The organism is Profundibacter amoris, assembly GCF_003544895.1.
Lineage (GTDB): Bacteria > Pseudomonadota > Alphaproteobacteria > Rhodobacterales > Rhodobacteraceae > Profundibacter > Profundibacter amoris.
In genome coordinates this window covers 1,683,593-1,710,442 of sequence record NZ_CP032125.1, presented here as the reverse complement: position 1 = coordinate 1,710,442, position 26,850 = coordinate 1,683,593, and the positions used below count along the sequence as shown (strand labels likewise).

Below are 26,850 nucleotides of genomic sequence, written 5' to 3'. Positions count from 1 at the left end.
ACTCCGGGCTTCGGTGTAATAGCGAAATTGGTTGCCCGGAAATACGAGGACAGAAAATGAAACAGACCATACGCAAACGCTTTACCACCTTGGCGGGCGTTGCTTCTCTGGGTCTGGCAGCAACTGCGATGGCAGTTCCGGCCGAGACACTGGATGAAGTGATGGCACGTAGGGGGCTTAGCCAGAAAGATCTGCTTGCTGCGGCCAAAACCTACACGCCGACAGGGGGACGTGACGAATTTATTGTATTTTCATCTGGCGGTCAGTCAGGGCAAATCATGGTATATGGTGTGCCTTCGATGCGCATTTTGAAATACGTTTCGGTGTTTACGCCTGAACCATGGCAAGGCTATGGTTTTGACGAGGAATCCAAAGCGGTTCTGGCTGGCGGTATAATCGACGGCCGCGAATTGACTTGGGGCGATACCCACCACCCCGCGCTGTCGGAAACCGAAGGCGCGCCGGATGGTGAATTCCTGTTCATCAACGACAAATCAGCGCCCCGTGTTGGTGTGATTTCGCTTGATGACTTCGAAACCAAGCAGATTGTTGTGAACCCGATCCTGCAATCCGAACACGGCGGCACATTCGTGACACCGAACACGGAATATGTTCTGGAAGCTGCGCAATATCCGGGCATTCTGGGCCGTGGTTTCGCACCGCTTTCCGACTTCAACGAGAAATTCCGCGGGGCGATTACCTACTGGAAATTCAACCGTGAAAAAGGCCGGATCGAACCCGAGAACAGTTTCTCGATCGAACTGCCACCCTACACTCAGGATCTGACCGACGCCGGTAAACTGGTGTCCTATGGCTGGTCCTTCACCAACTCGTTCTGTGCGGAACGTTATGTTGGCGGTATCGAAAGCGGCCGTCCGCCGTTCGAGGCTGGCTGTTCGCAGGCCGATACCGACTTCCTTCACATCATCAACTGGAAGAAGGCAGAAGAGGTCTACAAGGCCGGCAAGGTTACAATGATCAATGACCACCCGGTCATCAGTCTGGAAACCGCTGTTGAAGAAGGTCTTGTTTATCTGGTCGCCGAACCAAAATCACCACACGGCGTTGACGTTTCGCCCGATGGTAAATTCATCGTTGTCGGTGGTAAACTGGACGTAACCGCATCGGTTTATTCGTTCGAGAAAATTCAGGCCGCCATCGAGGCCAAGAACTTCTCGGGTGTTGATCCCTACGGTTTGCCAATCATCAAGATGGAAGACGCGCTGCACGTTCAGGTGCCGCTGGGCCTTGGTCCGCTGCACAACCAGTATGATTCCAAACCATGTGTGATCTATACATCGCTGTATGTGGATAGCCAGATTGCGAAATGGGACTATTGCGAAGGCAAGGTTCTGGACAAGATCTCGATCCACTATAACGTTGGCCACCTTGTGGCAATGGAAGGCGAAAGCGTTAAACCCGCCGGCCATTACCTGATTTCGCTGAACAAACTGGCGATTGACCGGTTCAACCCTGTTGGCCCGCTGCACCCGCAGAACCACCAGCTGATCGACATCACTGGCGACAAGATGGAACTGCTGTACGACATGCCCGTTCCACTGGGCGAGCCGCACTATGCTGCCGCTATTGCCGCAGACAAGCTGAAGCCGCTGGTTCGGTACCGCTATGGCACCAACTCGCGCACAGGCGGCAAGCACGAAGGTGCGACACGTCCCGGTTCCGAGCGGATCGAGCGTGACGGCACAACAGTCAACGTTTACATGACTGCGATCCGGTCGCACTTTACACCGGAAATCATCGAAGTGAACGAAGGCGACACCGTCAACTTCATCATCACCAACTCGGAACGTGCCGAAGACGAAACCCACGGGTTCTCGGTTTCGACATATAACGTGAACCTTTCGCTGGAACCCGGCAAAACCTCGACCGCGTCGATCGTTGCCGACAAGCCCGGTATCTTCTCCTTCTATTGCACCGAGTTCTGCTCGGCCCTGCACCTGGAGATGGAAGGTTATCTGGTGATCAAGCCCAAGGGCTATGTCGAAGAAGCGGCTGCTGTGTCCGAAGGTCAGGCCTATACCCAGGCTGACTATGACAAGCAGGTTCAGACCAATGTTGATACCCAGGCGGTTATCGACAGTGTGGTCGGCTACATCACAGCACGCAACTATAAGGACTTCCCCGAAGTTGCATCGCTAGTCGAAGATGCGGTTGACCAGTTGAACTTTGCTGCGGATGCCAAGGCCAAATCCGAAGCCGCGGCTGCCGAAAGTGACTGGCAGAACGCGACACTTTGGGCCGGTCAGTGGTGGCAGTATCAGGTGAAAGCCGCCGATATTGGTCTGCGCGCCAAAACCTACCTGGATGAACACGGCGCTGTCGTCGTCGAGTAAGGCAAATCCTTAATGATAATGCGGGTGGCGTTCGCGCCACCCGTTCTCACCCGAATTAACAAGTCAGGACACGAAATGCGTTCAGCACTCACCGCTCTCATCCTTGGCACGGCGGTCCTATCGGCGGCCCCTGCTTTTTCCGATGCTGTCAAAGATGGTAAACGGGTTTATATGACCAAAACCTGTATGGCCTGTCATGGCCGTAATGGTGCCAAGCCGATTGCAACCTATCCAGCGCTGGCAGGGCAGAACCCAGCCTATCTGTTGACGCAGCTCAAAGCCATCAGAGATGGCAAACGCGTGGGCAGTGTCGATCCGGAAACCGGACACACCTTTGTGCAGGGCATGGCCGATATCATGCATTTGCTGTCGGAAGATGATTTGAAAAATGTTGTTGCCTATCTGGCAGTGCAGGATCCCGCCAAACCAGAGGTTCTGGATCCAGCGCCAACCGAAGATGAACTGGCGGCTGCGGCAAAGATTTATAAGAAACTGGGATGCCGCTCCTGCCACGGGAAGGAAGGCGATAAGCCCAGCAACAAGGCCTATCCCTATATTGCCGGTCTGGATCGCGAGTATCTGATCCGCGCAATGACCGAAATTCGTGACAAGACACGCACATCCGGCAAATCCAAGATGATGTTCGGCACGATCAAACGGGCTGATGACGATCAAATCGCGGCCATGGCAACATGGCTTTCGCAAATCGACCGCAATGCGGAATAAGCAACCTGAAAGGAAGCGCAAAATGAAAATGAAAATAACATCGGCCGTTATGGCCACAGTGCTGGCCTTTGCGGCCCCCGTACTGGCAGAAACCGCCACCGAGGGCTGGAACAACACCGGCGGCGAGCAGGACGAAGCCCTTGGCCTGACTCCGGACCATGAAAACGGTATCGAAACCTACGAGGTTTGCTCGGCCTGTCACCAGTTGAATGGCTGGGGTCTGCCGGACGGGACATTCCCGCAGCTGGCTGGTCAGCATGTGAATGTGATCATCAAACAGCTGGCGGATATTCGGGCGCAAAACCGCGATAACCCGACAATGTATCCTTTCGCCAAGCCATCCGAAATTGGTGGGCCACAGTCCATTATGGATGTTGCTGCCTATATTTCCAAACTGCCGATGAACCCCGAAAACGGGGTAGGGCCGGGCGATAATCTGGAACTGGGCGAGAAGCTGTACAAGGACAACTGCGTGCGCTGTCACGGTGAATCTGGTGAAGGATCGGACGAAAAATTCTATCCCCGTATCCACGGCCAGCACTACAACTATCTGGTGCGTCAGTTCCAGTGGATCCGTGATGGCAAGCGCCGTAATGCCAACCCGGATATGGTGAAACAGATTGCCAGTTTCAGCGACGAGGACATGGACGCCGTGCTGGACTACGTTTCACGGTTGAAACCGCACCCCGAAATGATCGCGGAACCCGGCTGGGTTAACCCCGATTTCGACTGGTAAGTATCTGCTACTGCTCGTATGAACACCCCGGACAGGTTGCCCCTGTCCGGGACACATTTAACTAATAGACAGGTTTGCTATGGAACAGGCGTCGTCTTCACGCCGCGGTATCGTATACCGTGTGCTGGTACTTATCTCGGTGGTTTTGATCGGTTTTTCCTTTGTGTCACCCGGTTGGTGGGTGTCACTGACAGCGCCGAATTACCCCGAGGCAACCTTCCCGCAGGGGATTCGTATTCTGTTCCATATGGACAGTGTGCAAAACGGCTGCACCATACGCGACAGCGAAGAGGTGGTCGAAACCGAAGCCCTGAATTGTGTGCATGAAATGGACACGATCAACCACTACGTTGGCATGTATCCAATCGCATCGGGCGGGCCGGTGGAAAAAGCATTTTCACCCTTCCTGTTTGCCATGCTGATTGTGATGGCACTGGCCTTTGCCGCACCGGGGCGAAAAACCCGGTTGCTGGTTTCGATTGTCGGATATGGCGGGATTGCCGTCTGGATGACCATGGCAATGTACGGCAAAGACGGGACCAAGCTGCATACCACAAACTATCTAAGCGGCATGGTGGTGTCGCTGGGGCAGGACGCGGGGGATACCAACCGAAATCTGGCACCGATTGTGCAAATGCTTCAGCAATCACTGGATGAAAGCAACAAGGCAGCGGTGGAAGACGCCGCCGCTAACAAGGACAAGGATGCCCTGCTGGACAACCTGCGGCGGGCCTACAATATCGACAATTTCAAACGCCCTTCGGACCAGCAAGAGGAATGGAACGGCTCTTTGATGCAGGTCTTTAAATGGCATTACGGTAAATCGCTGGCCCGCTGGTTTAACGAGCCAGAGCGCAATGACCCGCTGGTTGCCACGATGAGTTCGGTTGCACAGATCCTTTATGCGGTGATCATAGCCTTCATGGCGCTGATGACCTTTGCCGCGTGGTCTGTGAAATCGCCGTTCTACTGGTTGCTGGTGCTGATCCCGATGGCATTGCCGGTCGGATTTCTGGCGGAATATGCCGGCTGGCTCTGGTGGTATGGTCATAGCCTGAACGAAATGGGGGCCTTTACCCTGAAACCGTTCATGCCGACCGTATTCGGCGACGGGAAAGTGGCGCAGTTTACCACCCATTCCTATCCGGCACGCGGGTTCTTCCTGATGCTGGCATCCTCGGCATTGCTGCTGCTGGCCGGTCTGATCCGGTTCAAGCAAGTTCGCACTGCTGGCGATGCAGCCGCACGGATGTAACCGGATCATGCGCCCCTTTCCAAACAAAGTGCTTGGCGCGATCCTTGCCATGATGCTTGCCGGCCCTGTGTCGGCAGGCACATTGCAGGATATGATCGACGCAGCGGCGGACGGGGCCGAAGTTGTGCCGCCCGCCGGCACCTATGTCGAAAACATCGTGATTGACCACAACATCGTTCTGGACGGTCGCAACGGTGTGGTGATTGACGGGGGCGGGGAAGGGACTGTCGTTACGCTCAGGACCTCGGGCGCGACATTGAAAAACCTGACCCTGCAAAATTCCGGCAGGTTGTTTACCGAAACCCATGCGGGGCTGTATGTCGAGGGCAACTATAATGTTGTGCGCGATGTGCGGATCCAGAACACCCTGTTCGGGATGAACATCAAGCAATCCAACAACAACGTTTTCCGCCGCGTTACCATTTTTACCGGCGCGCAGCCGCTGGAAATGCGCGGCGACAGTATCCGCGTCTGGTATTCCAACGACAACAAATTCGAGGATAACGATATCCAGGACGCCCGCGATTTTGTGATCTGGTATTCGGCAAACAATATCATCCGCAACAACCGCATCCGCAATGGCCGTTATGGCATCCACTTTATGTACGCCCACAGCAACACCGTTGAAAACAACGAGATAAGCGACTGCGTGGTTGGCATTTTCATGATGTATGCCAATAACATCACCCTGCGCGACAACCAGATCCTGCGATCATGGGGGGCGTCGGGGATTGGTGTGGGTTTCAAGGAAAGTTCGGGCGCCAAAGTCTATAACAACAACATCGTCGGCAATGCCTTTGGCATATATCTGGACCCGTCACCCTGGGACCCCGAACACCCCAACACCTTTGAAGGCAACAGGATTGCCTATAACGGTGTCGGAATCCGGTTTCTGAACGACTGGACCGGCAACAATTTCAACGACAATTCCTTTTTGTCGAATTTCACACAGGTTCTGGTCAATGGCCGCGGCACCGCGATGCGCGAAGGCTGGAACGGCAACCACTGGGACGACTATGCCGGTTTTGACAAGGACAGGGATGGTGTTGGCGATGTGCCATACGAAATCTACAACTACGCCGACCGCCTCTGGATGGAGGTGCCGCATGCCTCGTTCTTTCGCGGCGGCTTTGCTCTGGCGGCGCTGGATTTTGTCGAACGCCTTGCACCGTTTTCCGAACCCCGCCTGTTGATGCGCGAAAACACCCCGTTAATGGAGCCGCCCGAACATATCACCGTTCAGGACGCCCCGAAATCAGCGCTGGAGATGCTGCAATGACTGATGAAACAGCCCCCGCCCAAAAGCCGAAAAAGAAACGCCTGACGCGGCTGCAACTGGAACGCCGCCGGATGATCATGCGCTCGCTGGGGGCGGGTGCGGCGGTGGTCACTGCCTCGCTTGTGGGGTGGTATCCGGTTCTGAAACGGGTCTATGACCGCCTGCGTCCGCCCGGTGCCCTGGTCGAGGACAAATTTCTGGCCGCCTGTATCAAATGCGGCCAATGTGTGCAGGTTTGCCCTGTTCAGGCGATCAAATTGGGCGACAGTGACGAAGGCTATGGTCTGGGCGTGCCCTATATCGACGCCCGCGCGCAGGCCTGCGATTTTTCCTGTGACGCGGTGCAATGTGTGCTGGCCTGCCCGACGGGTGCTTTGTCGCATGAAATAGCCACCAAGGAAGAGGTCACAATGGGCGTTGCCCGTCTGGCCCGCCCTGACAGTTGCCTTGCGATGAAGGGCGAGGGGTTCAAGGGGATTGTGCAGGGGCCGGATTTTGAAGGCATGCTGCGTTACGAGGAAATCAACCGCTGGGAGCCGATCAGGGTGGCCGATCACCCCTATGATCTGGAGCTGTGCGACCTGTGCGTGCGCGAATGTCCGATCGAAGGGGCGATTTCGCTGGTGGCCATGTCGGAAGGCGATGGCGAGCACCGCTTTGTGCCGACCATCACCGACAAATGCGTTGGCTGCGGAACCTGCGAAATGATGTGTCCGACCGAACCTGCCGCAATCATCATTGATACGGAAATGAGCCTGGGAGAAACGTCATGAGCATGAAATGGTATGCACATAAACTGGCCATGATGTTCGGCGCCAAACCGCGCCGCCCCGAAAAGGCCGAGGAAACCGATGCCGCGCGGGATATGAAAAAATTCCAGAAAACGCCCGAGCAAAGCGCGATCCGGCGTGAAATCATTGCCAAGGAACATGAGTATCCGATCGTCTCGAACAAGTGGAAATATATTCGCTGGACCTCGATCATCCTGATCAACCTGATGTTTGTGGTGTCCTTTTCCTGGGATGTGCAACTGGTCGAAGGGGCGATGACCGCCTCGCGGTTCCTGGGGTTCCATATGGCCGATCCGACCTCGGCCATTATGGTGACGCTGGCCTACAAGGATCTGATGTTGAACCTTGTGATCGGCATGGTTACGGTGGCGATCCTGTGGTGGTTCTTTGGCGGGCGCGCCTTCTGTTCATGGGCCTGTCCCTATCACCTGCTGGCCGAATGGGCCGAATCCATCCACGTCTTTCTGGCCAATCGTGGCTGGGTCAAGGACCATCCGTTCCACCGCGGTTTGCGTGTGGTTCTTTGGGTGGTTTTCATGGTCCTGACCTTTGCCATCGGCCTGACGGTTTATGAATACGTCAACCCGATCGGCATCGTCAGCCGCGCCCTGATCTATGGTCCGACCGTGGCGCTGGTCTGGGTGATCTTCCTGCTGGGGTTCGAGATATTCTTTACCCGCCGCGCCTGGTGCCGCTACATCTGTCCGATGGGCCTGACTTACGGGGTGATCGGCACGGCCGCACCGGTGCAGATCAAATACGATCTGTCCAAATGCGTGCACGAAGGCGAATGTCGCGCGGTTTGTCTGGTGCCACATGTGCTGGAAATCACCAAGATGGGTTATGCGCAGGACACCACCGAATATATCGCCCCCGATTGCACCCGCTGCGGTTTGTGCATTGATGCCTGCCCGCAAGGGGCGCTAAGCTATACCTTCCGCGGATTGGACAAGGTGATCTAGAATATGGGTTTGATTGACATCAATGGCCTGACCAAACGATTTGAAAAACGTGCGGTTCTGGACGAACTGACGCTTTCGATCAATGCGGGCGACCGGATTGCGCTGATCGGCTCGAACGGGGCGGGGAAAACCACGCTGTTTCGCTGTCTGCTGGGGCATTACCGCTATCAGGGTGACGTGCGGTTCGAGGGCGCGCGCACTGCGCGGCGTGATGTCGGCACTCTGGCGCAGATTGCCTTTGTGCCGCAACTGCCGCCACCGCTGCGCTTGCCGGTGGGCGATCTGCTGCGCTTTGCCGAAAAAGGGGCAGGGGCCAGCGCGGCCCTTATGCAGGAGATTGCCGGCAAACTGGGCATTGATCTGGACGAAATCCGCAACCGGCCGTTTTACCGGCTGTCGGGCGGGCAGAAACAGAAAATCCTTGTCACCGTGGCACTGGCCCGCGATGCCGATCTGTTGATTTTCGATGAACCGGCCGCCAACCTTGATCCGGCGGCCCGCGCTGTATTCATCGATCTGCTGGCAGAACGCAAGGATTGCTCGATGCTGATTGCCTCGCACCGGCTAGAGGAGGTTGCATCATTGGTCAACCGCGTGATCGAACTGGATCGCGGGGCTGTGGTGCTGGATGATTCCGTGGTGGACCGGCTGAAGGCAGGCGTGTTTCGCCAATGCCGGATCGGTCTGGCCAATGCACATCCGACCTTTGGTGCGGCGCTGCTGGACTGGGGGTTTACCGAAACGGACGAGGGGCGCCACTATGCCGGTAAAATTCCGGCCGCCGATACGCTGCGCTTTCTGGGGCTGTTGTCGCGTTATGCCAGCCTGATTGAACATCTGTCGCTGGACACCGGCGACACGGGCAAGGGGTAGGGGATATGTGCCGTTGTCATTTCCACCGCCGTTCGGTTCTGGGTCTGCTTGCGGCAGCTCCCTTGCTGGCGGCCTGCAAAGAACCCGATGAAGGCCCTGTGGAAATCCGCTGGGGCAGGGAGACCTGCACGATCTGCGGCATGATCATTTCCGACGCCCGCTATGCGGCTGAAATTCGGGACCCCGAAAAGAATATCTTCAAGTTTGACGATATTGGTGACGCGGTTCACTGGCTTTCGGTGCAGGACTGGAAAGCAGATCCGACACTTGAATTCTGGGTGCGCGACAGCAACACCGGCAAGGACTGGCTGGATGCACGCAAGGCGTTCTACCACCCCGACACCATCAGCCCGATGGATTACGGCTATGCCGCCGTGCCCACCAATGAACCCGGAACCGTGACTTTCGAAGTCATGCGCGCCGCCGTAATTCTGCGCGGCCTTTCCAGCCGCTGCCTACCCGTCGAGGAATGGACCAAATGACATCTTCCCCCCGTGCCACCCTTGGCCTGATGTTCCGGCTGGAACTGGCCGAAAGCCTGCGATCACGTTGGTTCCACTTCTATTCCGTGGTGCTGATCGGGCTGATGCTGTTGCTGATCCTGACCGGCGTTTCCGAAAGCCGCGTGTTGGGTTTTACCGGCCTGTCGCGCCTGCTGGTGACCTATATCCAGATCGCCATGGCGGTGCTGCCGCTGTTCATCATCGTGGTGACGGCCCGTTCTATGGTGGGTGATCGCGAGGCGGGAAATCTGGAATATATGCTGGCCTTTCCGGTCAGCCTGTCGGCCTGGTTCTGGGGGCGGTTCTTTGCCCGTCTGGTGCTGATCCTGACGCCGGTTATTATTGCGCTGGCGATTGCTGCGGCTTATGGCGCGGTTAAAGGGCACGAAATACCGTGGAATCATGTGCTGCTTTATGCCGGTCTGGTTGCTGCCCTATCGACCTGTTTTCTGGGGCTGGGGTTTTTGCTGTCCACCATTTCGCGCTCAACCGAAGTGGCGCTGGGGGCCTCGATGGTGATCTGGCTGCTGCTGGTGGCGCTGCTGGATCTGTTGTTGCTATCGATTATGATCCGTTCACAATTCCCGCCGGAATATGTGGTCGGTATTGCCCTGGCCAACCCGCTGCAAAGTTTCCGCACCGCGTCGATGATCCTGTTTGATCCGCAATTGATCCTGCTGGGGCCTGCGTCCTATGTCATTCTGGATGCCTTTGGCGTGGTTGGATATGTGGTCTGGGCGATGGTTTACCCGACAATTCTGGGCCTGCTTTTTGCGGCGCTGGGGTATTGGCGGTTTAGAAAAACCGATCTGGTGTAGTTTCCCTAAAATCCTATAATACCCTGATAAGGCTTGTTAATTAGTGCCCTGAATATATCCACTAAACCGGTTTAATGGATATGTTCAGGCGGGAAATTCTTGCAAGCCGATTTTGGTGACAATCCAGATGTCGCTAGCGATCTTGCCGGTTCGAAGTGTTCAGCCAGCCAACCGGTTCAACCACGCCAATGTATCGTCATCATCCCACATGGCTTCGCCTGCAACGGTAGCAATATGCATGCCGGTCTGGTCCAGAATGGCGGTGGTGGGCAGGCGTGACAGGGACAGAACGGATTGCAGGTTTTGCCCGTCGCCCAGCAGGATGGGCAGGTTGGTAATGCCGGTGGTTTTGTAGAACACCTTGACCCGTGTCGCGTTGCCGTTTTCAAACGCCAGGGGCAGCACGGTAATCCTGGCCGGATCGACCTTGTCGACTAGCCGTGAAATCGAGGGCATCTCGCGGCGGCAGGGCGGGCACCATGATCCCCAAAGGTTCAACACCACCAGCCGACCGGCATAATCGGTTATGGAAACCGGATTGCCATCGGCATCCTTCATCAACAGATCACGGGCATCCTTGGCCGGTATCGCAGGGTGCACCAGCGCCGCCGCAGGCATTGCACCATCTTGCGCAAATCCCCGGTTTGCAAGGGTTGCGGCGGTCAGTGTAAGAAACGCCCGCCGTTTCATTACTTGCGCGCCGCTTCCATCGTTTCACGAATATCCTTTGCAATGTCATCCGCCGACATGCCATGCGGGAAGCGTTTGATCAGGTTGCCATAGGGGCCGACAAAGGCAACCGAGGCCGTGTGGTCCACGGTATATTCGCTCTTGTCCTCGGGGTCGGGATAATAGAATTCGTACCGCGCATTGAACGCTTTGACCATATGATCGGTATAGGCTTTGGGGCCGCGCAGCGCGATGATGCGTTTGTCAAAGAATTGCACGTAATCATGCAGGTCTTTTGGCCCGTCCCGATCCGGATCAACGGTTACAAACAACACGGCCAGATCTTCGTTCAGATCGCCCAGTTGCTCCATCGCATCGGCCAGTGTGGCCAGCGTTGTCGGGCAGACATCCGGACAGGACATGTAGCCGAAATAGATCAACATGAATTTCCCTTGGAAATCGTCATCCTTGACCAGATTGCCATAGGTGTCTTCCATCATGAACCGGCGGCGAACATCCGCTGTGTCCTGGGCCGTGTCCGCTTCCAGATCAACATCTTGCCGCTGGGCCAGAACCGGCAGGCCAGCGCCCGCCGCCCCGATGAACGAGCCGCCCAGAATTAGAAAACTGCGCCGTGCTAGCATGGTTATTCTCCTTGAAAGTTCCCGTAATAATATGGGGGGATTTCGGGCAATGCCTTGACTTAAGTCATGTCAATGGCCGCCAAATCCGACTATTGCAACCGGAACAGTTTGAAGGGCTATGTCGGATGACACAAATACTGGCTGCATTCCTGCCGGCAGGTTTGATTTTATTGATGTTTGTGGTGGGGTTACGCCTGTCGCTAGACCGAGTGGGGGCGGCATTTCGCCACCCGCAGGCCTTGTTCACGGGGCTTGCGGTGCAAATGATGCTGCTGCCGGCCGTTGCGTTTTTGTTGGTGCGGCTGTTTGGCCTGTCCACCGAGATGTCGATCGGGCTGGTTCTGGTGGCGGCGGCGCCGGGCGGGGTAACGTCGAACTACATCGCATGGCTGGCCCACGCTGATGTGGCCCTTTCGGCCGCAATGACGCTGGTGACCACATCTCTGGCCGCAGTGACGATACCGGCTATCCTGATGCTGGCGGGCGTGGCGGCATTGCCGGGTGTTTCCGGCCTTGCGAAAATGAGCATGGCGATGAGTGCTGTCGCGCTGGTTCCCATGGCCATCGGCATCGGCTTTGCTGCATGGCGTCCCGAAACTGCGAAACGGTTGGGAAATATCCTCGATCCCGTTTCCAAACTGATTTTCGCGGCAATGGTGCTGGCCACCTTTGTGCAGAACTGGGGCGCGATCACCGATCATCTGTCCAGCGTCGGGCCGGCCGTTGTCGCATTGAACCTGATTGCGCTGGGGCTGGCTGGCGGGGCAGGGATGCTGATGGGGCTGAACACCGGCCAACGCCGGGCGATTATGGTCGAGGCCTCCTTGCAAAACGTCGCTGTGGCGATGTTTGTGGCCGGATCCCTGTTAAAGAATCCGGCCCTAGCCACACCAGCGCTGATTTACGCGCTGGTGATGAATATCTCGGCGCTGGTGCAGATCAGTATGGCCCACAGGCGCGCCGTTTCAGTGTCGGGCACCTGATCATTCGGCCTTGGCCACGTTCTGTTTCACCGCCAGATAAGCGTCCGGCGTGACCGAGATTGAATCAATACCGTATTCCACCAGTTTGCGGGCAAATTCGGGGTTGTTGCTGGGTGCCTGACCACACAGCCCCACCTTGGACCCCGCTTTATGTGCCTTTTCGATCACCGTTTTGATCATCCACAACACTGCCGGATCACTTTCCTGAAACAGGTCCGACAGATCCTCGGAATCGCGGTCAACGCCCAGCGTCAGCTGTGTCAGATCATTTGAGCCGATCGAAAATCCGTCAAACCGTTTGGCAAATTCTTCGGCCAGGATCACATTGGACGGGATTTCGCACATGACATAGACCTGCAAACCGTCCTTGCCCCGCTCCAGCCCGTTTTCGGCCATCACCCCCAGCACGCGGTCTGCCTCGTCCGGCGAGCGGCAGAAGGGGATCATCACGATCACATTATCAAAGCCCATCTCCATGCGCAATTTTCTGATCGCCCGACATTCCAGCGCGAACCCCTCGCGGTAGCGGTCCGAGTAGTACCGCGAGGCCCCGCGAAAACCGATCATCGGGTTTTCCTCTTTCGGCTCAAACTGTTTGCCGCCCAATAGATCGGCGTATTCATTGGTCTTGAAATCACTCATCCGGATGATAACCGGCTTGGGATACATAACCGCTGCAATACGCGATAAACCCATGGCCAGATGGTCAACGAAATAGTCGCGTTTGTCTGCGTAACCTTTTGTCAGTTCGGCGATTTCATCGCGTGCGGCCCCGTCCTTCAGGTTGTCGAAATGGACCAGCGCCATCGGGTGAACCCGCACGGCATTGTTGACCACAAACTCCATCCGCGCCAGTCCAACACCGTCCGCAGGCAAGTGCCACCAGCGAAACGCGGCAGAGGGGTTGGCAAGGTTCAGCATCACACGGGTTTTGGTTTCGGGCACATCCCCGGTCTGGATTTCCTGCACCTCGATATCGGCGTAGCCTTCGTAAACAAAACCCTCGTCCCCCTCGGCGCAGGATACCGTGATGTCCTGTTCATCATGCAGGATATGCGTGGCCTGCGAGGTGCCGACAATCGCCGGAAGCCCCAGTTCACGACTGACAATCGCGGCATGCGAGGTGCGCCCGCCGTGATCCGTCACAATCGCTGCTGCGCGTTTCATGATGGGCACCCAATCGGGGTCGGTGGTCGAGGTGACAAGGATCGAGCCATCGACAAACCGGTCGATGTCCCTGGCGTTTTCAATCAGGCAGACACGGCCGGAAATGGCGGCCGAGCCAACACTAAGACCGCTTAACAGTTTCTTGCCGGCATTGCGCACCCGATAGGTTTTCTGCACCCCTTCACCGATGCGCGATTGCACAGTTTCGGGCCGGGCCTGAACGATGAACAATTCACCCGTGATCCCGTCCTTGGCCCATTCCATATCCATAGGCTGACCATAGTGTTCTTCGATCGTGCAGGCCTGTCGGGCAAGGTTCAGAATATCATCATCCGTCAGAACAAACGCCGCGCGTTCGGCCTTGGAGGTGGGCACATTGCGGGTTTCGCCGCCACTGCTGCCGGCATAGATCATTTTCTTTTCTTTGGCGCCCAGTTTCTTTTCAAGGATCGGGGCCAAATCGGGGTTGGATAACAATGGCTTGTAAACCTCGTATTCATCAGGATTGACCGCGCCCTGAACCACGTTTTCACCCAACCCCCATGCGGCGTTGATCAGGACAACCTTGTCAAAACCCGATTCCGTATCGATAGAAAACATCACGCCCGAGCCGCCGATGTCCGAGCGCACCATGCGTTGCACCCCGACCGACAATGCAATTTTCTGATGATCGAACCCTTTGATTTTACGATAGGAAATCGCCCGATCGGTAAACAGAGAAGCATAGCAGCGCCGACAGGTGTTCAGCAGTGCCTTTTCCCCGCGCACATTCAGATAGGTTTCCTGCTGACCGGCGAAACTGGCGTCCGGCAGATCCTCGGCTGTGGCGCTGGAGCGCACGGCGACGGGCAATTCATCATCCCCGCTGCGTTTGCCCAGTTTTTGATAGCTTTCGATCAGGCTGTCACGGATATCTTGCGGCCAGTCCCCTTTGATGATGGCCGCGCGGATGGTTTCGCCGGCTTTTTGCAATGAAATCTTACCGTCGGCCTCTTGGCTAAGCGTCGTTGCGATCAGGTCATCAAGGTGATTATAGGTCATATAGGCCCGATAGGCGTCAGCGGTGGTGGCAAAACCGGCCGGCACTTTGATCCCCGCTTGTGACAGGTTGCTGACCATTTCCCCGAGCGAGGAATTTTTACCCCCGACCAGACCCACATCCGTGCGGGACAATTTCTCAAACCAGATGATGTTGCGATTATCAGTACTCATAGCGGGCACCCCCTTATGGTAACGGATTCATATCGTCTTATACTATAAATGGGTCAGGCGCGGGGACTGTGCAATGTTGTCGATCAATAACCGTGAAAATGCCGCATATTATGTTAAGAAATAGTATTTTTCAATTTTTATCAGGTTGTTTGCACAGGTATTCAGATGCGCATTGACGGGCATTTTACAAATCATTTTTCCGGGGCAAGTAGCCGGAATATGGCGCATATTGGCATGCCGGATGTCGCTTGGGGACGTTTACTTGGGGCTGCGGGGCATATATAAATGATTGACGTGCCTCATTGCAACGCAACCTGATTGCCCAAGCGGAGACCCCATGGCAAGACCGACGACCAAAGACCTTGCAAAAGCCGCTGGCGTCAGTTTGGCAACCGTTGACCGGGTGCTGAACCGTCGTAGCGGGGTGCGCAAGGTGACGGTTGAACGTGTGACCCGCGCGATTGCGGATATCGGGTTTGTGCGGGATATGTCGGCGGCCAATCTGGCGCGGGGCAAAGAATACCGGATGGTGTTTTTACTGCCGGACCATGACGATGAATTCATTGATCTGATCCGCGATTCAATCGACGAGGCAAACCAGGCGCTGCACAGCGAACGCACCGGCGCGACGGTCATACGGGTGCCTGCCAATGATCCGCATCGTATCGCCGCCCGACTGGATGAACTATCGGCCGATACTGTTGACGGGGTGGCCATCATGGCCCCCGAAAGCCCGCAGGTGCGCGATGCCATATCGCGGCTGGACAGTCGGGGGATTGCCGTTGTGGCCTTTGTTTCCAATCAGCCAAACGCCGATAATGCCTTGTTTGTCGGGGTCAACAACGAAGCGGCGGGGCGCACGGTTGGGCAGTTGATGGCACGGTTTACCGGTGCAAAGGCAGGTGTGGTGCTGGTTTTGACCGAAACCATCCAGTCGCGTGACAGTCAGGAACGGCGGCTGGGATTTGATGCGATCATGGCGAAATACGCTGACCGTCTGACGGTGCGCCCGACGATGGAAACTTATGGCGACCCGCAGCGCACAGCCCGGATTATCCGCACGGCTTTGCAGGGCGGGGAAGCCGTTGTCGGCATCTATCTGATGCACCACGACATCGGCGAAACCATGCAAGCGATCGAGTCTGAGGGCGGGGCGAACAAGATGGTGATTATCGGCCACGAACTGACACCCGACACGCGCGCACGACTGATTGACGGCACACTGGATGCGGTGATCACGCAGGATGTTGGCCATCTGGTGCGCAGCTCTATCAGGATCCTGCGCGCCAAGGCCGAGCAGGTGGGCACGATTGCCTCGCAGGAACGGATTCGGATCGAGATCACTTTGCGGGAAAATATGCCCGAATAACCCAGTTACCACCCCCGATAGAACCATAAAAATATGCCAAGCCATTGATTTGACGTGATATGAGGCACGCACCTCAAAAATCAATTGACTTGAGGTGCGCACATCACCTACGCTTTTGACCATAAAGTGGCGCAAAGGGGGGCTGCTGGCCCGCTTTTATTTCTAGGGAGAAAATAATGAAAACATCCAATCTGATGATGGCAACCGCTATGGCGACGATCTCGGCTTTTGCCGCGACAAACGCTTCGGCTGAAACCATGACACTATGCTGGGCCGCGTGGGATCCGGCAAACGCATTGGTCGAACTGTCCAAGGATTTCGAGGGCAAAACCGGCGTGGACATGGAATTCGAATTTGTTCCGTGGCCCAATTTTGCCGATCGTATGCTGAACGAACTGAACTCGGGCGGCAAACTGTGTGACCTGATGATCGGTGACAGCCAGTGGATCGGTGGCGCGGCTGAAAACGGCCAATACCTGAAACTGAATGATTTCTTTGATGCCAATGGCATTACAATGGACGATTTCCTGCCTGCAACCGTGACCGGTTACGCCGAATGGCCCAAAGGCACGCCAAACTACTGGGCGCTGCCGGCCTATGCCGATGTGGTGGGCTGGACCTATCGCAAGGACTGGTTCTCGCGGCCGGAACTGCAAAAGGAATTCAAGGATAAATACGGCTATGATTTGGGCATTCCTGCCGATCTGTCACAGCTAAAAGACATCGCCGAATTCTTTCAGGGCCGCGATATCGACGGCAAAACCGTTTACGGTGCCGCGATCTATACCGAGCGTGGCTCGGAAGGGATCACAATGGGCGTAACCAACGCGCTGTATAACTACGGCTTTGAATATGGCAATCCGGAAAACCCCTATGCCGAACTGGATGGCTATGTGAATTCCGAAGGTGCGATTGCCGGTCTGGAATTTTACAAAGCGCTGTATGATGTGGGTACCCCTCCGGGATCGTCCGACTGGTATATGTCCGAAGACATCGACGCCTATAAATCCGGTCAGGTCGCGCTTCAGATGAACTTTGCCTTTATCTGGCCCGGTGTGAATGCCGATCCGAACGTGGGCGGGGATCGTACCGGTTACTTTGCCAACCCGCCGGGACCGGCTGGTCACTATGCGCAGTTGGGCGGGCAGGGGATTTCCGTTGTCGCCAATACCGAGCACAAGGACGCAGCCCTTGCCTATATCAAGTGGTTCGCACAGCCCGAAATTCAGGCCCGCTGGACCGAAATGGGCGGTGCATCGGCGATGCGCGCGGTGGTCGAGGACCCGGCATTCCCGGATGCCCAGCCCTATAACAAGGCGTTCCTTGAATCCATGGCAATCGTCAAGGATTTCTGGGCCGAGCCATCCTATGCGTCCTTGCTTTTGGCGATGCAGGACCGCGTCCACAAATATGTGGTTGCCGGTCAGGGCACAGCCAAAGAGGCGCTGGACGGGTTGGTCAAGGACTGGACCGAAGTATTCGAGGACGAAGGCAAGATTTAGGTCTGCCGAACTGCCCTGCCTGCCAATCGGGCAGGGCCATGACACATCGGCAGAGCAAGCGGCATGCCTGCTCTGCCAGACTAACCACCTGAAATCCAAGGAATTCCCATGGCCGACAAAGCGATGGACCGTATTGCCAAAGCGACCCCGCCAGGCATAGCCAAACGTGTCAGAGGTCTGTCCGACAGGACGATTGCGTGGATATTCGTCGCACCGTCGATATTCCTGTTGTTGGCCGTCAATATTTTCCCGCTGATCTGGACGATCCGGTTAAGTTTCACCAATTTCCGCGTCAACCGGATAAATGCCGATGTGAAATGGGTAGGCCTGCGCAACTATGAACGCATCCTGACCGATCCCGACATCTGGCAAACCATGCAGGCCACGGCGCATTTCCTGATCTGGACGATCTTTTTCCAGGTGCTGATCGGGTTTACGCTGGCCTATCTGATCAACAAGAAATTTCGCGGCAACGATATGTGGACCACCATTATCGTGCTGCCGATGATGCTGTCGCCTGCGGTGGTCGGCAACTTCTGGACCTTCCTGTATCAGCCGCAAATCGGACTGTTCAACTATGTGGTCAGCTTCTTTTCCGGCGTTGATCCGGCATCGTTTTCGATGATCGGCTCGGTCAATCTGGCGCCTTGGGCGATTGTGATTGTGGACACATGGATGTGGACGCCCTTTGTGATGCTGATCTGCCTTGCGGGGCTGCGATCCATCCCCGGCTCGATCTACGAGGCCGCCGAATGTGACCGCGCCAGCAAGTGGCGGCAATTCTGGACGATCACCATCCCGATGGTGCTGCCGTTCCTGATGATGGCGGTGCTGTTTCGCGGCATTGAAAACTTCAAGATGTTCGATCTGGTGGTGCAGCTGACAGGCGGCGGGCCGGGATCGGCAACCGAGGTCACCTCGATCAATCTGAAACGCGAGGCGTTCGAGAAATGGCGCACCGGATATGCTTCGGCCTATGCGGTGATCCTGTTCGTGACGATCTTCGGGCTGGCTTCGATTTACGTCAAAGCCCTGAACAAGGTAAAAGAAAGATGAGCGGGTTTTCTGTCACCGAACCGTCAAACCGGATGAAATGGATCGCCGGTGTGCTGGTCGTCGCCTATGCGCTGATCACTATCATGCCGCTGTTGTGGATCATCGCCACCGGCTTTAAATCCCCATCTGATTCAATCGCTTATCCGCCAAAGGTGGTGTTCCAGCCGACGCTTGAGGGCTATGTGAACCTGTTCACCACGCAAACACGGATCACACCGGATATGCAGGATACCTTGCAGCCGCCACAGACATGGTACGAGGAAATCGTGCGCGACAAGGGGATGGTGATCGCGGGGCCGTCCCGCTTTGGCCAGCGGTTCCTGAATTCGGTGATCATCGGTTTTGGCTCGACCTTTTTCTCGGTGTTTCTGGGCACGCTGGCGGCCTATGCCTTTTCCCGGTTCAAGGTGCCGATCAAGGATGATCTGCTGTTTTTCATCCTGTCCACACGGATGATGCCGCCGATTGCGGTGGCGATCCCGATCTTTTTGATGTTCCGCCAGCTGGGCCTGTCGGACACGCATCTGGGCATGATCCTGCTGTATACCGCCGTCAATCTGTCGCTGTCGGTCTGGTTGCTGAAAGGGTTTATCGACGAAATCCCGCTGGAATACGAGGAAGCTGCGCTGATCGACGGCTACACCCGCTTTCAGGCCTTCTACAAGGTGGTGCTGCCACAGGCGGCAACGGGCATTGCCTCGACCGCGATTTTCTGCCTGATCTTTGCCTGGAACGAATACGCCTTTGCGGTGTTGCTGACCTCGGGCACGGCGCAAACCGCACCGCCGTTCATCCCCACCATCATCGGGGTCGGCGGGCAGGACTGGCCGGCGGTGGCGGCAGGCGCCACGATCTTCCTGATGCCGGTTATGATTTTCACCATCCTGTTGCGCAAACATCTGTTGCGCGGGATCACATTCGGGGCCGTGCGCAAATGAGCGGATTTTTCAAAGGATTACTGCGTTTTCGTCGCGGCGCATGGGAAATGCTGGCCTCGGTTCTGATTGCATTGGGGGTGTTTATGATGATGCAATCCTTCTGGATGGTTGCTTTCACCTATTCATTCCTTGTTACTTTGGTCGGCACGGTGATGTTCATCATCGTCAGCCATTTTCCGGAATAGATCATGGCGCAGATAATTATCAAAAACCTTCGTAAGGATTTCGGCGATTTCACTGCCGTGCAGGAATCCAGTTTCACCATTGAGGATGGCGAATTCTTTATGCTGCTTGGTCCGTCAGGCTGCGGCAAAACCACTACTTTGCGCATGATCGCCGGGCTGGAATTGCCCACCTCGGGCGAGGTGTTTATTGATGGCGAAGAGGTGAGCCAGAAACCGGCCCGTGAACGCGATATTGCCTTTGTTTTCCAGATGTTCGCGCTCTATCCTCATATGAATGTGCGCAATAATATCAGCTATCCGCTAAAAAGTCAGGGCATGCCCAAGGCGCAGATTAAACAGAAGGTGGCCGAAGTGGCGCGCATTCTGGGGATCGAGGATATTTTGGGCAAACCGGTGGGGGGCCTGTCCGGGGGCGACCGTCAGCGCGTCGCGCTGGGGCGGGCGATTGTGCGCGAGCCAAAGGCGTTCATGATGGACGAGCCGCTGGGGGCGCTGGATGCCGAATTCCGCGAACATATGGCCGAGGAGTTGCGCGCCCTGCATGACCGCATGGGGGCCACCACGGTTTACGTCACCCACGATCAATTGGAAGCGATGCAGATGGGCGACAAGATCGTGGTGATGAACCACGGTGTTGTGGAACAGTTCGGCGTGCCGCAGGAAATCTATGACTGGCCCGCAACCATGTTTGTGGCCGATTTCATCGGTTCGCCCAGCATGAATTTCCTGCATTTTCAGGGGGACGTGGCAAAAGGTGACAGCACGGTCCATCTGGATGGCCACAGTTTCTATGTGCCGGAACAATTGCAAGGCGCCTCCGGTGATCTGGTGTTCGGCATCCGCCCCGAAAATGTAAGTTTCAGCGACAGTGCACCCTATCGGGCGCTAGTCGTGGCAAGCGAATATCTGGGCACAACCCAGATTGTCACGCTGGATACTCCGAACGGCACCATCAAGGCACGGATACCTTCGGATAGGCCCGTCAAGGCAGGCGATGCCGTGGGGCTAACCTTTAACCCGCGCAATGTGACGCTGTTTGACAAGGGCACCGGCAAGGCGCTGCTATGTGAGGGCAACAAAGGAGTGCTGGATCATGGCTGAAATCAGCTTGAAAAACCTGTGCAAATCCTTTGGCAGTCAGGTGGTATTGGATAATGTGACAATGACGGTACCGGATGGCTCGTTCGTGGTGCTGCTGGGACCGACCGGCGCCGGTAAAACCACCACATTGCGGCTGATTTCGGGACTGGACAAGCCCGACAGCGGGCAGATCCTGATCGACGGTGTGGATGTGGCCAGCATGTCACCCGCACAACGCGATGTGGCGATGGTGTTTCAGCAATATTCGCTCTATCCGCATCTTTCGGTGCGCGATAATCTGGCCTTTCCGCTGAAATCGCCCGTGTTGCGCACGCCTGCGGATGAAATCATTCGCAAGGTGGACGAGGTGGCGGCGGTTTTGCAGATTTCGCACAAGCTGGACAACAAGGCGACCGAACTGTCGGGGGGCGAGATGCAGCGTGTATCCATCGGCCGCGCGCTGGTGCGTGATCCACAAATTTACCTGATGGATGAACCGCTCAGCTCGCTGGATGCCAAGCTGCGTTCGGACCTTCGAATCGAACTGAAACGCATTCAGGCCAGTCTGGGCGCGACCCTGCTGTATGTGACCCACGACCAGATCGAGGCGATGACCATGGCCACCCATGTCGGTGTGCTGGATCAGGGCCGGCTGGTTCAATTCGGCACCCCGCGGCAGGTTTACGAGGATCCGGTCAGCATCTATGTGGCCAGCCGGCTGGGATCGCCGAAAATCAATATTCTTCCCGCCGACTTGTTCCCCGATGCCCCTGCAGGGGCTGTGAACATTGGCTTGCGACCCGAACATATCCACATCGGGGCAGGGGTGCAGGCCACCGTTGTTCGGGTGGAACATCTGGGCGACCAGACCCGCCTGCATCTGGATATCGCAGGTAATCCCCTGATCACCCTGACCGAGGCCCACACAACACTGACCAAAGGCGACAGCATCGCCATCACCCCCGAAAACCCCCTGTATTTTAACGCCAGCGGTGACCGCTTGAAGTAAGGAGAATTCTTATGGCCCAGTTTATCAACAGCAAAGAAACCCTTGTAACCGAGGCCATCGACGGCGTGTTGCGCACCGCCAAGGGGCGGTTGTCACGGCTGGACGGATACCCGCATATCAAGGTCGTGGTGCGCAACGACATCGACAAATCCAAGGTGGCGCTGGTGTCGGGCGGTGGCTCGGGCCATGAACCGGCGCATGTGGGGTTTGTCGGGGCAGGAATGCTGACTGCGGCGGTCTGTGGCGATGTGTTTGCCTCGCCCTCGGTGGATGCGGTGCTGGCGGGAATTCTGGCGGTGTCGGGTCCGGCGGGCTGTTTGCTGATTGTGAAAAACTATACCGGTGACCGGCTGAATTTCGGTCTGGCGGCGGAACGGGCGCGGGCCTATGGCATCAAGGTGTCAATGGTGATCGTGGACGACGATATCGCTCTGCCCGATCTGCCACAGGCGCGCGGTGTGGCGGGCACGTTGTTCGTGCATAAAATCGCCGGGGCGCTGGCCGAAGCGGGGGCCGATCTGGACACTGTTACCGCCGCCGCCAAACGGGTGATCGGCAATGTGGCCAGTCTGGGCATGTCGCTGGACACCTGCACGGTGCCGGGATCGCCCAAGGAAGACAGGATTGCCGAAGGCAAGGCCGAGCTGGGCCTTGGCATCCACGGTGAATCCGGTGTTGAACTTGTTGATTTCAGCACTGCGGCCAATGCGATTGCCATTGTGCTGGAACGGCTGAAACCCTTTGCGGGGGATGGTCCCAAGGTGGCGATGCTTAACAATCTGGGCGGGGCAACTCCGCTGGAAATGGCCGTGCTGGCCGAGGAAATGGCCAAATCCGGCACCATCCCCGACATCCGTTATCTGGTTGGTCCGGCGGCGATGATGACCTCGCTGGATATGCGCGGTTTTTCGGTGTCGGTGCTGCCGGTGAATGATCAGGAACTGGCGCTGTTGCAGGAACCGGTCACGATGCGTGACTGGCCCTGTTGCTGTGCGCTGGATGCGCCGGATGTGCTGCCCATTCCCGACGGGCTGACACCGATCAAACCGATCCCGTCTTCTGACGCGCAAATGGGGGCCTTTATCACGCGGTGCTGTGATGTGTTTCTAGAGGCCGAAGCCGACCTGAACGCGCTGGACGCGCAATCGGGCGATGGCGATACCGGCTCGACCCTTGCAGGGGCGGCGCGGGCGTTGAAAGGGGTGCTGGACCAACTGCCGCTGGCGGATTCCACCCAGTTGTATCGCGCCATTGCGCTGGAACTTAGCCAGACGATGGGCGGATCATCCGGCGTGTTGCTGGCGATCTTTTTCTCGGCGGCAGGGGATGCGGCATCAAGTGGCAAAAACCATGTCGAGGCGTTGAAAGCGGGCCTTGCACGGGTTCAGGAAGTGGGCGGCGCGCATCTGGGGGATCGCACCATGATCGACGCCCTTGCACCCGCGCTTGACGCCTTGCCAAACGGCTTTGCCGCCGCTGCCGTTGCCGCGCGCAAAGGGGCGGATCACACCGCGCAGATCCTCAAGGCCAAGGCAGGCCGTGCCAGTTATATTTCCGAGGACCGGTTAAGTGGCCACAATGATCCGGGCGCCGAAGCAGTGGCGCGGCTGTTTGAAAAGCTAAGTCAGATCTGAGTCTAACGGGCCAGTTGATAGGGGATATACAGCGCCAGATCCTGCCAGAACCACAGCAATACCGCCGTTGCCAGCATGATTCCCGCAAAGGGCAGGGCACCTTTGGCCACCTCTTGCAAACTGACTTTGCCCACCGCCTGAATAACAAACAGGTTCATCCCCACAGGCGGGGTGATCAGCGCGGTTTCGATCAGCACCACAAAGAAGATGCCGAACCAGATCGGATCAATGTTCATGTTGAACACCGCCGGCAGCAATACCGGCACCATAATCAGCAGCATCGACAGGCTCTCAAGAAAAAAGCCCATGATCAGCAGGACCACCCCGACAGCCAGAATAAACAGGTTCGGATTGTCGATATTCATGGTCAAAAGCTGGCTGATGGATTGCGGGATCAGGTAAAGGGTGATGGCAAAGGAAAACACCTTGGCACCGGCCACGATCAGCAGGATCATTACGGTTGTGCGCAGTGCCGCTTCGACGGCCTCTTTCATCAGGCTGAAATTCATCCGCCCCATGGCAAAGGTGATGATGATGGCAAACACAAACCCCAATCCCGCGCTTTCGGACGGGGTGGCGATGCCGGCATAGATTGACCCGACAATCGTTATCGCCAGCAATACGGTGGGAAAGGCCATCATCGTAGCGCGGCCGCGTTCGGCCCATGTGGATTTGGCGATCGGGGTGTAGGCGCCGGTCAGTTTGGCAAACAGAATGCCATAGACAATAAAGGCCGAGGCCAGAAACAGACCCGGCCCGACCCCTGCCAGAAACAGCTTCGGGATCGAGGTTTCCGAAACCACCCCGTAAATGATCAGCGGGATCGAGGGCGGGATCAGAATGCCCAATGTGCCGCCTGCCGCCAGCATCCCCATCACAAAAGAGCGGTCATAGCCGCGTTTGGTCATTTCGGGGATGGCCACGGTGCCGATGGTTGCCGCCGTGGCCACGCTGGAGCCGGAAATGGCGGAAAACAGGGTGCAACTAAGGATGGTCGCGACACCCAGCCCGCCGGGCCAGTGCCCGACCCAGCTTTGCACTGCTGCAAACAGGTCACGTCCTACGCCGCCTTTCAGCAGAATGTTGGACATCAGCAGAAACATCGGGATTGCCAGCAATTCGAAACTGTCCATTGACCCGTGCAGCCGTTGCGGCACGGCCACCAGAGGCATCCCTTTGAGCGCCAGCAGGATTACCCCCAGCCCGCCTAGCGCAAAGGCCACCGGCGTGCGCAGCATCAGGATGGCCAGCAACGCGGTCAGTATGAAAAACGCCTCCATCAGTGGGCCCCTTCCAGTATGTCATCGGCCGGAATGTCCTCGGTCCAGACGCGATACAGTTCGACCAGACCCTGAAGGATCAACAGCAGACTTCCGACCCAGACCGGCGCATGGGTCAGCCATTTTGGCGGGGCAAGGTATGTATCTGTGGTGTGGCCCGCAAGGGTTTCCTTCAGCCACAGTTGAAAGCCGTAGTACATGGCCACACCGGCGAAAATAAACAGCATAGCAAGGGCAAATGTTTCCGCAAGCCGGCGGCGCAATGTGGTGGGGTCGGACAAGAGAACCTCGATCGTCACCATCTCGCGGTGTTTCAACACATACGAGGCCGCCAGATAGACCACCCAGACCTGTAAAATCCGGCTGACCTCATCCACCCAGATCGTCGGGGCGGTGAATACATGCCGCATAACAACCTCGTAAGTGATGAAAAACCCGATTAAAAACAGGCTCCAGGCGGAAAGAAATCCGGCGGTTTCCGACGCGCCGTCAATCAGGCGGATTGCCTTGCGCAATAGGGGGGCCATGGGTGGCTCCTGACATTCTGGGGGAAAAGAAAGGGCGGGCCGGACAAATGCCGGCACGCCCTGTTTCGTTTTGACTACATAGCGGCCGAGCGCACCGCATCAACAGCGGCTTTGCCCACGTCACCCGTTTCCTCGATGAAACGGTCCACGATACCCGAGGTGGCTTTGACCCACGCGGCACGCTGTTCGGGTGTCAGTTCGATAACGTTCATTTTGCTGGAAACCTCGGCCACGGCTTCGGTTTCCTGCGCATAAATCGAATCCCGCAATTTGGCTTCGACTTCGCGCGCGGCGGCGTCGATGATGGCCTTGTGTTCGTCCGACAGCCCCTCGTAGACGTCGTTGTTGATTACGGCGACAAATTCGATCGCGCTGTCGAATGTCAGGGTCATGTTGTCCATCACTTCATAAAGTTTGCGCGACTTCACAGCAGATGCACCCGTCATGCCCACATCAACAGCACCCTGCTGATAGGCCAGAAACTGTTTCGAGCCGGACATCAATGTGGGCGCGCCGCCCAGTGCCTCAACCGTCCAGCCCTGAATTTTGCCGTAGGTGCGCACCTTTTTGCCAGCCAGATCGGTCGGCAGCACAATCGGTTCCCCCTTGCTCAGATAGATATTGCGACCAAAGGCCTGCCACCACAAAATGCGGTTGTTGGTTTCTTTCAGGATTGCGCCATCCAGTGTGCTGCGCATTGCCGAATCCGGCGCAACCGCCGCCCGCAAATGGGCCTCGTCCTGAAAGATGAACGGGATCGCAACCACATCCACCGCCGGTACCGATCCGGTAAAACGCCCCAGAAACGCCGAGCCGGCATCAACTGCCCCCGAGCCGACTGCGCCGGGGACTTCTTTGTCCTTGAACAGTTGTGCCGATGGGAAAAGCTGGATTTTCAACTCGCCGCCGGATTTTTCCTCGATGATACGGCCGAATTCCAGCCAGTTCTGGCCCAGCGAATGGGTTTCCGGCAATTGCAGCGACACGCGCAGCACGGTTTCGGCTGCGGCGATGGATGCGGATGCCGCGATGGCAACCGCTGCTACAGATCCTAAAATCCAGTTTTTCATATTTATCTCTCCCTTTTGGCCCTCTAGTCGGGGCGTTCGTTTTCTTACCTGCACCTGCAATTGCCGGTGCGGGTATAGTGCAGCTTTGATACAGGCGCGGGAACAGTGTTTTCCAAGCGCCAGACAGGCAACCTCTACTTTCGTCAGTCTATCCTGACTTTTGGCAAGGTAACGCAATCTTTTGATAAATCAACTGCCAACCACAACAGGACAGGGCCGGTTTTCTTT

The 26,850-nt window shown here is 56.7% G+C and carries 25 protein-coding genes; 19 read left to right on the top strand and 6 right to left on the bottom strand.

The features are described 5' to 3' along the window. Positions 1-56 precede the first annotated feature (56 nt). The 10 genes from nosZ to BAR1_RS08495 all read left to right on the top strand — a co-directional run bounded on the left by nosZ (position 57) and on the right by BAR1_RS08495 (position 10,297). Positions 57-2,354, top strand: coding sequence for a Sec-dependent nitrous-oxide reductase (gene nosZ, locus BAR1_RS08540; protein ID WP_118942631.1), 2,298 nt, complete (start codon positions 57-59; stop codon positions 2,352-2,354). Positions 2,355-2,429: 75 nt separating this feature from the next. Further along, entirely contained in the window at positions 2,430-3,080 is a 651-nt protein-coding gene (locus BAR1_RS08535) for a c-type cytochrome (RefSeq protein WP_162891715.1), read from the top strand. A gap of 22 nt (positions 3,081-3,102) precedes the next feature. Beyond that, the gene (locus BAR1_RS08530) at positions 3,103-3,816 is read left to right on the top strand and encodes a c-type cytochrome (protein ID WP_228408810.1); all 714 of its coding nucleotides are present in this window, start codon (positions 3,103-3,105) and stop codon (positions 3,814-3,816) included. Positions 3,817-3,937: 121 nt separating this feature from the next. After that, complete coding sequence (locus BAR1_RS08525) at positions 3,938-5,071, top strand: hypothetical protein (protein WP_228408808.1); 1,134 nt, start codon at positions 3,938-3,940, stop codon at positions 5,069-5,071. Positions 5,072-5,078: 7 nt separating this feature from the next. Then, positions 5,079-6,350 (top strand): nitrous oxide reductase family maturation protein NosD, encoded by a 1,272-nt coding sequence (gene nosD / locus BAR1_RS08520; protein WP_162891714.1) that lies wholly within the window; start codon positions 5,079-5,081, stop codon positions 6,348-6,350. Next, positions 6,347-7,123 carry a 4Fe-4S dicluster domain-containing protein gene (locus BAR1_RS08515; RefSeq protein WP_118942628.1) on the top strand — a complete coding sequence of 259 codons (777 nt, stop codon included), beginning with the start codon at positions 6,347-6,349 and terminating at the stop codon, positions 7,121-7,123. The genes nosD and BAR1_RS08515 overlap by 4 nt, the downstream gene beginning before the upstream one ends. Continuing rightward, entirely contained in the window at positions 7,120-8,103 is a 984-nt protein-coding gene (locus BAR1_RS08510; protein WP_228408806.1) for a NapH/MauN family ferredoxin-type protein, read from the top strand. Before BAR1_RS08515 ends, BAR1_RS08510 begins: the two co-directional genes overlap by 4 nt. A gap of 3 nt (positions 8,104-8,106) precedes the next feature. Beyond that, positions 8,107-8,976, top strand: coding sequence for an ATP-binding cassette domain-containing protein (locus tag BAR1_RS08505; RefSeq protein ID WP_118942626.1), 870 nt, complete (start codon positions 8,107-8,109; stop codon positions 8,974-8,976). 5 nt (positions 8,977-8,981) lie between these two features. Next, positions 8,982-9,458: a hypothetical protein gene (locus BAR1_RS08500; protein ID WP_118942625.1), complete on the top strand. Its 477-nt coding sequence runs from the start codon at positions 8,982-8,984 to the stop codon at positions 9,456-9,458. Then, entirely contained in the window at positions 9,455-10,297 is an 843-nt protein-coding gene (locus tag BAR1_RS08495; protein ID WP_228408804.1) for an ABC transporter permease, read from the top strand. Before BAR1_RS08500 ends, BAR1_RS08495 begins: the two co-directional genes overlap by 4 nt. Positions 10,298-10,456: 159 nt before the next feature. Here BAR1_RS08495 and BAR1_RS08490 read toward each other — a convergent pair whose 3' ends face one another. Together BAR1_RS08490 and BAR1_RS08485 are read right to left on the bottom strand one after the other, a co-directional pair. After that, positions 10,457-10,987, bottom strand: coding sequence for a TlpA disulfide reductase family protein (locus BAR1_RS08490; protein WP_118942624.1), 531 nt, complete (start codon positions 10,985-10,987; stop codon positions 10,457-10,459). Then, on the bottom strand, positions 10,987-11,610 hold the full coding sequence (locus tag BAR1_RS08485) for an SCO family protein (RefSeq protein ID WP_118942623.1): 624 nt from the start codon (positions 11,608-11,610) through the stop codon (positions 10,987-10,989). The genes BAR1_RS08490 and BAR1_RS08485 overlap by 1 nt, the downstream gene beginning before the upstream one ends. A gap of 125 nt (positions 11,611-11,735) precedes the next feature. Here BAR1_RS08485 and BAR1_RS08480 point away from each other — a divergent pair, with 125 nt between their 5' ends. After that, the gene (locus BAR1_RS08480) at positions 11,736-12,593 is read left to right on the top strand and encodes a bile acid:sodium symporter family protein (RefSeq protein WP_118942622.1); all 858 of its coding nucleotides are present in this window, start codon (positions 11,736-11,738) and stop codon (positions 12,591-12,593) included. On the opposite strand, the gene ppsA is transcribed toward BAR1_RS08480, so the two are convergent. Beyond that, positions 12,594-14,972, bottom strand: a complete 2,379-nt coding sequence (ppsA, locus tag BAR1_RS08475; protein ID WP_118942621.1) for a phosphoenolpyruvate synthase — start codon at positions 14,970-14,972, stop codon at positions 12,594-12,596. It lies immediately after the preceding gene. Between the two features lie 337 nt (positions 14,973-15,309). Here ppsA and BAR1_RS08470 point away from each other — a divergent pair, with 337 nt between their 5' ends. The 8 genes from BAR1_RS08470 to BAR1_RS08435 all read left to right on the top strand — a co-directional run bounded on the left by BAR1_RS08470 (position 15,310) and on the right by BAR1_RS08435 (position 23,745). Further along, positions 15,310-16,341 (top strand): LacI family DNA-binding transcriptional regulator, encoded by a 1,032-nt coding sequence (locus tag BAR1_RS08470; protein WP_118942620.1) that lies wholly within the window; start codon positions 15,310-15,312, stop codon positions 16,339-16,341. Positions 16,342-16,517: 176 nt separating this feature from the next. Continuing rightward, positions 16,518-17,843 (top strand): ABC transporter substrate-binding protein, encoded by a 1,326-nt coding sequence (locus tag BAR1_RS08465; RefSeq protein WP_118942619.1) that lies wholly within the window; start codon positions 16,518-16,520, stop codon positions 17,841-17,843. A gap of 108 nt (positions 17,844-17,951) precedes the next feature. Then, positions 17,952-18,899 carry a carbohydrate ABC transporter permease gene (locus tag BAR1_RS08460; RefSeq protein ID WP_118942618.1) on the top strand — a complete coding sequence of 316 codons (948 nt, stop codon included), beginning with the start codon at positions 17,952-17,954 and terminating at the stop codon, positions 18,897-18,899. Next, positions 18,896-19,837: a carbohydrate ABC transporter permease gene (locus BAR1_RS08455; protein ID WP_118942617.1), complete on the top strand. Its 942-nt coding sequence runs from the start codon at positions 18,896-18,898 to the stop codon at positions 19,835-19,837. Before BAR1_RS08460 ends, BAR1_RS08455 begins: the two co-directional genes overlap by 4 nt. Then, a complete protein-coding gene (locus BAR1_RS08450) occupies positions 19,834-20,022 on the top strand; it encodes a hypothetical protein (RefSeq protein ID WP_118942616.1) in 189 nt (62 codons plus the stop codon). The genes BAR1_RS08455 and BAR1_RS08450 overlap by 4 nt, the downstream gene beginning before the upstream one ends. A gap of 3 nt (positions 20,023-20,025) precedes the next feature. Next, positions 20,026-21,123, top strand: coding sequence for an ABC transporter ATP-binding protein (locus BAR1_RS08445; RefSeq protein ID WP_118942615.1), 1,098 nt, complete (start codon positions 20,026-20,028; stop codon positions 21,121-21,123). Further along, positions 21,116-22,111 carry an ABC transporter ATP-binding protein gene (locus BAR1_RS08440; protein WP_118942614.1) on the top strand — a complete coding sequence of 332 codons (996 nt, stop codon included), beginning with the start codon at positions 21,116-21,118 and terminating at the stop codon, positions 22,109-22,111. The genes BAR1_RS08445 and BAR1_RS08440 overlap by 8 nt, the downstream gene beginning before the upstream one ends. 11 nt (positions 22,112-22,122) lie before the next feature. Beyond that, positions 22,123-23,745, top strand: coding sequence for a dihydroxyacetone kinase subunit DhaK (locus BAR1_RS08435; RefSeq protein ID WP_118942613.1), 1,623 nt, complete (start codon positions 22,123-22,125; stop codon positions 23,743-23,745). Positions 23,746-23,747: 2 nt separating this feature from the next. Here the strand turns inward: BAR1_RS08435 and BAR1_RS08430 are convergent, their stop codons facing one another. From BAR1_RS08430 to dctP, 3 genes are all read right to left on the bottom strand, one after another. Then, complete coding sequence (locus BAR1_RS08430; RefSeq protein WP_118942612.1) at positions 23,748-25,025, bottom strand: TRAP transporter large permease; 1,278 nt, start codon at positions 25,023-25,025, stop codon at positions 23,748-23,750. Then, positions 25,025-25,552, bottom strand: coding sequence for a TRAP transporter small permease subunit (locus tag BAR1_RS08425; protein WP_118942611.1), 528 nt, complete (start codon positions 25,550-25,552; stop codon positions 25,025-25,027). Before BAR1_RS08425 ends, BAR1_RS08430 begins: the two co-directional genes overlap by 1 nt. Before the next feature lie 74 nt (positions 25,553-25,626). Further along, a complete protein-coding gene (gene dctP / locus BAR1_RS08420) occupies positions 25,627-26,622 on the bottom strand; it encodes a TRAP transporter substrate-binding protein DctP (RefSeq protein WP_118942610.1) in 996 nt (331 codons plus the stop codon). Between the last annotated feature and the right edge of the window lie 228 nt (positions 26,623-26,850).

Bases quoted from the DNA above. Each gene is read 5' to 3' on its own strand.
- nosZ (WP_118942631.1), top strand. From the start codon at position 57: ATGAAACAGACCATACGCAAACGCTTTACCACCTTGGCGGGCGTTGCT.
- BAR1_RS08535 (WP_162891715.1), top strand. From the start codon at position 2,430: ATGCGTTCAGCACTCACCGCTCTCATCCTTGGCACGGCGGTCCTATCG.
- BAR1_RS08530 (WP_228408810.1), top strand. From the start codon at position 3,103: ATGAAAATGAAAATAACATCGGCCGTTATGGCCACAGTGCTGGCCTTT.
- nosD (WP_162891714.1), top strand. From the start codon at position 5,079: ATGCGCCCCTTTCCAAACAAAGTGCTTGGCGCGATCCTTGCCATGATG.
- BAR1_RS08515 (WP_118942628.1), top strand. From the start codon at position 6,347: ATGACTGATGAAACAGCCCCCGCCCAAAAGCCGAAAAAGAAACGCCTG.
- BAR1_RS08510 (WP_228408806.1), top strand. From the start codon at position 7,120: ATGAGCATGAAATGGTATGCACATAAACTGGCCATGATGTTCGGCGCC.
- BAR1_RS08505 (WP_118942626.1), top strand. From the start codon at position 8,107: ATGGGTTTGATTGACATCAATGGCCTGACCAAACGATTTGAAAAACGT.
- BAR1_RS08500 (WP_118942625.1), top strand. From the start codon at position 8,982: ATGTGCCGTTGTCATTTCCACCGCCGTTCGGTTCTGGGTCTGCTTGCG.
- BAR1_RS08495 (WP_228408804.1), top strand. From the start codon at position 9,455: ATGACATCTTCCCCCCGTGCCACCCTTGGCCTGATGTTCCGGCTGGAA.
- BAR1_RS08490 (WP_118942624.1), bottom strand. From the start codon at position 10,987: ATGAAACGGCGGGCGTTTCTTACACTGACCGCCGCAACCCTTGCAAAC.
- BAR1_RS08485 (WP_118942623.1), bottom strand. From the start codon at position 11,610: ATGCTAGCACGGCGCAGTTTTCTAATTCTGGGCGGCTCGTTCATCGGG.
- BAR1_RS08480 (WP_118942622.1), top strand. From the start codon at position 11,736: ATGACACAAATACTGGCTGCATTCCTGCCGGCAGGTTTGATTTTATTG.
- ppsA (WP_118942621.1), bottom strand. From the start codon at position 14,972: ATGAGTACTGATAATCGCAACATCATCTGGTTTGAGAAATTGTCCCGC.
- BAR1_RS08470 (WP_118942620.1), top strand. From the start codon at position 15,310: ATGGCAAGACCGACGACCAAAGACCTTGCAAAAGCCGCTGGCGTCAGT.
- BAR1_RS08465 (WP_118942619.1), top strand. From the start codon at position 16,518: ATGAAAACATCCAATCTGATGATGGCAACCGCTATGGCGACGATCTCG.
- BAR1_RS08460 (WP_118942618.1), top strand. From the start codon at position 17,952: ATGGCCGACAAAGCGATGGACCGTATTGCCAAAGCGACCCCGCCAGGC.
- BAR1_RS08455 (WP_118942617.1), top strand. From the start codon at position 18,896: ATGAGCGGGTTTTCTGTCACCGAACCGTCAAACCGGATGAAATGGATC.
- BAR1_RS08450 (WP_118942616.1), top strand. From the start codon at position 19,834: ATGAGCGGATTTTTCAAAGGATTACTGCGTTTTCGTCGCGGCGCATGG.
- BAR1_RS08445 (WP_118942615.1), top strand. From the start codon at position 20,026: ATGGCGCAGATAATTATCAAAAACCTTCGTAAGGATTTCGGCGATTTC.
- BAR1_RS08440 (WP_118942614.1), top strand. From the start codon at position 21,116: ATGGCTGAAATCAGCTTGAAAAACCTGTGCAAATCCTTTGGCAGTCAG.
- BAR1_RS08435 (WP_118942613.1), top strand. From the start codon at position 22,123: ATGGCCCAGTTTATCAACAGCAAAGAAACCCTTGTAACCGAGGCCATC.
- BAR1_RS08430 (WP_118942612.1), bottom strand. From the start codon at position 25,025: ATGGAGGCGTTTTTCATACTGACCGCGTTGCTGGCCATCCTGATGCTG.
- BAR1_RS08425 (WP_118942611.1), bottom strand. From the start codon at position 25,552: ATGGCCCCCCTATTGCGCAAGGCAATCCGCCTGATTGACGGCGCGTCG.
- dctP (WP_118942610.1), bottom strand. From the start codon at position 26,622: ATGAAAAACTGGATTTTAGGATCTGTAGCAGCGGTTGCCATCGCGGCA.